Genomic DNA, 6,000 nt, shown 5'->3' with positions numbered 1-6,000 from the left:
GGGGACGGGGGCTCGGAGGGGCGGCCCGGGGACGGGAAGAGCAGGTCGGCGTCCGGCTCGAAGGGCGGCGGGTCGTCCGGCACCCGGTCACGGCCGCCGCTGTCGCCCATGGCCCGCTCGATCCAGGTGTTGTCGTCGGCGTTCACGATGATCAGGCTCGCGGCCGCCTTGACGCCGGGCTCGACGGCCACGATGCGCGCGGGGTCGTAGCCGGGCCAGCGGTCGCCCCGGTGGGCGACCTTCCCGTCGGCGACCACGGGCGGGCCCAGCGGATTGCCGCAGGCGCAGCGCACCCGGGGCATTCCGCGGCTGTCGACGAGGACGGCGGTGCCCGCCTGGAGCACGGCCTGGAAGGCGGTGGCCGATCCGGCGCTGTAGCCGTGGTTGGTGACCTGCGCGTCGGCACGCAGGACGACCGGGGTGAGGGACTTCAGATAGCCCGGGATCTGCACGGCCTCGATGCCGGCCGCATCGGCGAAGGCGCTCGCCTTGCTCTTGTCGTCGGTCAGGAGGGTGGTCTGCCGCTCGACATCGCAGGCGGCGACCGATCGGGTGCCGCCGTAGAGCCCGGGGACGGCGCCGGAGACCGGATGGACCGTACGGGTGTCGGAGTCCGGTTCGTCGTCCGGTGCGCCACTGGGGGACAGGGAGTCCGTCGCCCGCGCCGTGGACGCGGTGAACGGTCCGGGGCCGGGGGACGTGACCGGCTGGAGCAGGACGTCCTTGGCCTCCGCGGTGCCCGTGGTGCCTTTCGCCGTACGGTCGCCGCCCTCGCCGCAGCCGGCGACGGCGAGCAGCACCCCGGCGGACAGCGCGGCGAGCGCGGTACGCCGGAAACGTCCTTGTGAGCGCACAGAGCTCTCCTGCCTGTCCCGGGGGAACGGTTCGGTGTGACCATCTGTGCCGCACGGGGCACGGTCCCGCAAGCGGACAGACGCCCGCCACCCCCGCCTTGAACGCGTTCAACTGATCCTCTACGCTCACAGCAGCGAGTTGAACACGTTCAAACAAGGGGGGGAAGCCATGTCCGCACTGGTCAACGCCATCGTCATGCTGGGCATGCTCGTCGTCGTGCCGGCGGGTCTGCGGCTGACCGGACAACCGGAGCTGGAGCGGATCCGCCGGTTCTGGCCGCTCTTCGCCGCGCCGGGCGCGCTCGCCCTCTGGCTGCCGCGCGGGGCCACGGCCACCGCGCTCGCCTGCGTCTACGCCGCAGGGACCGTGCTGCTCGCCCTGCACGCCCCGCACCGGGCTGCCCGGGGCCGGAGCCTGGACCCGGCCGGTATCGCCCTGCTCACCGCGCTGGTCACCCCGGCCGTCGCCGCGACCGCCCTGGTCGCCGAGCGTTCGGGGCACGAGCTGTTCGGGTTCGATCTCGGCATCCTGGCGCTGACCGTCCCGCACTTCCACTTCGCCGGATTCGCCGCCGCCCTGATCGCCGGGCTGGTCTGCCGGGTTTCCGACGGCCCTGCGGGCCGCTTCGCCGCACTGAGCGTGCCGCTGGGCACCCTCCTCGTCCTCGTCGGGTACTTCCTCGGCGACTGGGCCGAACTCGCCGGAGCGGTCGTCCTGACGGGAGGGATGTGGACCGTTGGTCTGCTGACCTGGCGCATGGGACGCGAGGAGGGGCGGGACCGGACGACACGGTTCCTGCTGCTCTCCTCCGCCGCCGTCCTGGTGGCGACGATGCTGCTCGCGCTCAGCTGGGCGCTCGGCGAGGCGACCGGACTCCCCCACCCGAGCCTGACCTGGATGGCCGCCACCCATGGCCTCGGCAACGCGCTGGGCTTCGTGCTCTGCTCACTGCTGGCCTGGCGGCGCATCCACGCCCACGATCCCTCCCGCACCGCCGTCCACACCCACCCCGAAGGCAGGACCGCATGAGCACCCTCACCTACCCGGAGGTCGGCGCGACCCGCCTCGGCCCCCTCCCCCGGGGCTACCACCACCTCCACCACCGCACCCGGGTCGGCCGGGGCACGGCGGACTTCGCGGCTGCCGGCGCGGCGGTCACCGAGTGGCGGATGCACCGCGCGTCGGGCGCCCGGGTGGAGGCCTCGGCCCGGCGCGCGGAACCCGGCGGAAGCGTCCGGGTCTCCCTGGGCCTGGGTCCGCTGCGCTTCACCGCCCCGTGCGAGGTGATCTGGACGGCGTACGGGGAGGGCGGCCGCACCGGCTTCGGCTACGGCACCCTGGCCGGGCATCCGGAGCGCGGCGAGGAGTGCTTCGTGGTGGACCTCGCGGACGACGGCACGGTCTGGTTCACCGTCCTGGCGTTCTCGCGCCCCGCCTCCTGGTACGCCCGGCTCGCCGGGCCGCTGGTGCCGGTCGTGCAGCACTGGTACGCGCGCAGGCTCGGCCGTACGCTCCGCCGGATCGTCGCCGCGGGCTGACGGGCCCGGATCGCGAGCGGAGGGCCCCGGAGACCGGCCGGCCTCGACCGGCGGGAAGCCCCGGGCCGCCCGTCGGCCGATACTGGCAGGGATGGAATGGTTCACCGCGGACGGCTACTGGCTGAGCCGGCTGATCTTCCAGCGGGCCCTGGCCGTGGTCTATCTGGTCGCCTTCCTCTCCGCCGCCCTCCAGTTCCGGGCGCTGATCGGCGAGCGCGGCATGCTGCCCGTCCCCGAACTGCTGCGGCGCACCCCGTGGCGAGCCGCTCCAGGACTCTTCCGGCTGCGCTACTCCGACCGCCTCTTCGCCGCCGTCGCCTGGAGCGGCTGCGCCGTCTCGGTGGCGCTGATCGCCGGTCTCGACGGTCTGCTGCCGCTGTGGGGCGGAATGCTGCTCTGGGCGCTGCCGTGGGTGCTGTATCTGTCGATCGTCCAGGTGGGGCAGGTCTGGTACGGATTCGGCTGGGAGTCGCTGCTGCTGGAGACGGGGTTCCTGGCGATCTTCCTCGGCACCGGGGACACGGCCGCGCCGGTCCTGGTGCTGTGGCTGCTGCGGTGGCTGCTGTTCCGGGTGGAGTTCGGCGCGGGGCTGATCAAGATGCGGGGCGACGCGTGCTGGCGTGAGCTGACCTGTCTGGACTTCCACCACGAGACCCAGCCGATGCCGGGGCCGTTGAGCTGGTTCTTCCATCATCTGCCCCGGCCCGTGCACCGGGTGGAGGTGGCGGCAAACCACGTCACCCAGCTGCTGGTGCCCTTCCTGCTGTCCACCCCGCAGCCGGTGGCGAGCGCGGCGGCCGGGCTGATGGCCCTCACCCAACTCTGGCTGGTCCTGTCGGGGAACTTCGCCTGGCTGAACTGGCTCACGATCGCGCTGGCGCTCTCCGTGATCGACTGGACTCCCCTGGCCGGGCCGCCGCCGGCCCAGGTCGCGCCGCCCCTCTGGTACGAGGTGGTCGTCATCGCCGTGACCACCCTGGTGCTGGTGCTCAGCTACCGCCCGGCGCGCAATCTGGTCTCGCGACGGCAGGCGATGAACCGGTCCTACGATCCCCTGCACCTGGTCAACACCTATGGCGCGTTCGGTTCGATCAGCCGGATGCGGCTGGAGGTCGTGGTGGAGGGCAGCGCCGATCCGGTGGCGCACGGGGGCGCGGAGTGGCGGGAGTACGGCTTCCGCGGCAAGCCGGGCGATCCGCGCAGGCTGCCGCGCCTGTTCGCCCCGTACCACCTGCGGCTCGACTGGATGATGTGGTTCGCGGCGCTCTCCCCCGCCTACGCCCGCTCCTGGTTCGGGCCCTTCGTCGACCGGCTGCTGGAGGGCGACCGGGACACTCTCCGGCTGCTCGGCCACAACCCGTTCCCCGACGCACCGCCCCGCCAGGTGCGCGCCCGGGTGTTCCGCTACCGGTTCACCGGGCTCCGGGAGCTGCGGGCCACCGGATGCTGGTGGCACCGCACCTACGTCCGGGAATTCCTGCGGCCCGTCTCCCGGCCGCTGCCGCCGGAGCGGAGGAGCGGGGGGACGGGCCGCGGGGCGCGCTAGGAGACCTCGGGGGGTCAGTCGATGCCGGGCAGGATGTGCGGCTCGGCGAGGTCGTCCTCGTATCCGGCGAGCCGGATGGGGGCGGACCTGGCCCAGACCTCGATGTTCCGCAGCTTCTCGGGGCGGCCGGGCCGCCCCGAGATCCGTTCGGCGGGGCGCATTTCGCGTTCGGTCAGTTCCGGTGTCGTCACCGCGCACTCCTCTGTGTCGCGTCACCCAGGGCGTCGCCGACGCTCCGGCACCGATGCCGGAGCGCGACCGCCCCGAGCGGGGCAGGGATGGTGATATCTCGGTCGCGGTGGCGCCGGTTCGGGGCGGAACAGCGGCCGGGTTACCGACCGCGTCCCAGGACGGTCGAGGAACCTTCGTGGGCCCCTCGATGGTGTCCGTTCGCCTCAGCGTAACCAAATGAGCGCCTCCGCGCTCGATAGAACGTGTGCGGTAGGTCACTTTCGGCCACCGGATAAGCGAAAACCCGGCCCAGGAATCATCCTGGGCCGGGTTCCCGGCCGCCGCGCGGAGACCGTCGGGCCGGTTGGGCCGTCGGGATTACCAGTTCGCCGGGGCGTAGTCCTTGAGGAAGCAGCCATAGAGGGCCTCGCCGCCCTCACCGCGCACGATCGGGTCGTAGACCCGGGCCGCGCCGTCGACCAGGTCGAGGGGAGCGTGGAAGCCCTCCTCGGCGAGGCGCATCTTGTCCGGGTGCGGGCGCTCGTCGGTGATCCAGCCGGTGTCCACGGCCGTCATCAGGATGCCGTCCTTCTCGAACATCTCCTGGGCGCTGGTGCGCGTCAGCATGTTGAGGGCGGCCTTGGCCATGTTGGTGTGCGGGTGGCCCGCACCCTTGTAGCCACGGCTGAAGACGCCCTCCATGGCGGAGACGTTGACGACGTACGCGTGCTTGGCCGCGGTGGCCGCCATCGCCGGGCGCAGCCGGCTGATCAGGATGAACGGTGCGGTGGAGTTGCAGAGCTGGACTTCGAGGAGCTCGATCGGCTCGACCTCGTCGACCGTCTGGATCCAGCTGTTGGTGTCGTGCAGGTCGGGGACGAGGCCGCCCGCGTCGATCGCGGTGCCCGCGGCGATCCTGGCCGGCGATGCGGAGCCGGTGACCAGGGCGAGGTCGGTGACCTCCTGGGCGCTCAGGCCCTCCTTGCGGGCGCTGGGCAGGGCGGCGACCCGGTCGACCGAACCGCTGTTGAAGGTGCCGATGACCTCGGCGGCGGGCAGCTCGCCCGCGGGCAGCGGCGCCGACTCCGCACTCACCAGCTCGCTGTAGGCCCCCGGGGAGCGGCGCACGGTCTGGGCGGCGTTGTTGATCAGGATGTCCAGCGGCCCCTCGGCGGCGACGGAGTCGGCCAGCGCGACGACCTGCGCCGGGTCGCGGAGGTCGATGCCGACGATCTTCAGCCGGTGGATCCACTCGTCGCTGTCCTCCATCGCCTTGAAGCGGCGGATCGCGTCGTTGGGGAAGCGGGTGGTGATGGTGGTGTGGGCGCCGTCGCGCAGCAGCCGCAGCGCGATGTACATGCCGATCTTCGCCCGGCCGCCGGTGAGCAGCGCACGGCGCCCGGTCAGGTCGGTACGGGCGTCGCGACGGGCGCGGTTCTCCTTGGCGCAGGGCTGGCAGAGCTGGTGGTAGAACGCGTCGACCTCGACGTAACGCGTCTTGCAGATGTAGCAGGACCTGGGTCGCTGGAGGATTCCCGCGATCTCGGCCTGGGCGGAGGAGGAGGGCAGCACACCCTGCGTCTCGTCGTCGATGCGCTCGGCCGAGCCGGTCGCCGTGGCCTCGGTGACGGCCCGGTCGTGGGCGGTCTTCGCGGCGCGGCGCTCCTGGCGGCGGCGCTGCTTCACGGTGCGGTAGATCCCGGCGGTGGCGCGGCGGACGAGGATGGCGTCCGGGTGGTCCACCTCGATCTTGTCGAGCTCCTCGAGCACGCTCAGGCAGACGGCCAGCCGCTCCGGGTCGATTCCGGGACCGAAATCCTCGATCCCGGGAGCGAACTCCGGGCTGTCCTCTGTCACCGTCATTGCCGTTCCTCTGTCATCTTCTCGCCG

Annotated in this window: 6 protein-coding genes; 3 read left to right on the top strand and 3 right to left on the bottom strand. The window is 72.5% G+C overall.

The annotated features are described in order from the left end of the window. Window positions 1-854 (bottom strand): DUF6777 domain-containing protein (locus D3105_RS14750; RefSeq protein ID WP_118903665.1); only part of this gene is annotated, 854 nt, incomplete at its 3' end. 169 nt (window positions 855-1,023) lie between these two features. On the opposite strand from D3105_RS14750, the gene D3105_RS14745 reads away from it, so the two are divergent. The 3 genes from D3105_RS14745 to D3105_RS14735 all read left to right on the top strand — a co-directional run bounded on the left by D3105_RS14745 (window position 1,024) and on the right by D3105_RS14735 (window position 3,939). Continuing rightward, a complete protein-coding gene (locus tag D3105_RS14745; RefSeq protein ID WP_118903664.1) occupies window positions 1,024-1,884 on the top strand; it encodes a YndJ family protein in 861 nt (286 codons plus the stop codon). Then, window positions 1,881-2,393, top strand: coding sequence for a DUF1990 family protein (locus D3105_RS14740; RefSeq protein ID WP_118903663.1), 513 nt, complete (start codon window positions 1,881-1,883; stop codon window positions 2,391-2,393). Before D3105_RS14745 ends, D3105_RS14740 begins: the two co-directional genes overlap by 4 nt. A 91-nt stretch (window positions 2,394-2,484) precedes the next feature. Then, complete coding sequence (locus tag D3105_RS14735; RefSeq protein WP_118903662.1) at window positions 2,485-3,939, top strand: lipase maturation factor family protein; 1,455 nt, start codon at window positions 2,485-2,487, stop codon at window positions 3,937-3,939. 14 nt (window positions 3,940-3,953) lie between these two features. Here the strand turns inward: D3105_RS14735 and D3105_RS34555 are convergent, their stop codons facing one another. Beyond that, entirely contained in the window at window positions 3,954-4,130 is a 177-nt protein-coding gene (locus tag D3105_RS34555) for a hypothetical protein (protein ID WP_165891014.1), read from the bottom strand. A 358-nt stretch (window positions 4,131-4,488) separates the two neighbouring features. Continuing rightward, window positions 4,489-5,973 (bottom strand): SDR family NAD(P)-dependent oxidoreductase, encoded by a 1,485-nt coding sequence (locus D3105_RS14730; protein ID WP_118903661.1) that lies wholly within the window; start codon window positions 5,971-5,973, stop codon window positions 4,489-4,491. Window positions 5,974-6,000: the final 27 nt, after the last annotated feature.

Origin of the sequence: Streptomyces globisporus (genome assembly GCF_003501885.1) — a bacterium.
Taxonomy (GTDB): domain Bacteria; phylum Actinomycetota; class Actinomycetes; order Streptomycetales; family Streptomycetaceae; genus Streptomyces; species Streptomyces globisporus_D.
This window is presented reverse-complemented; position numbering and strand designations above follow the sequence as displayed.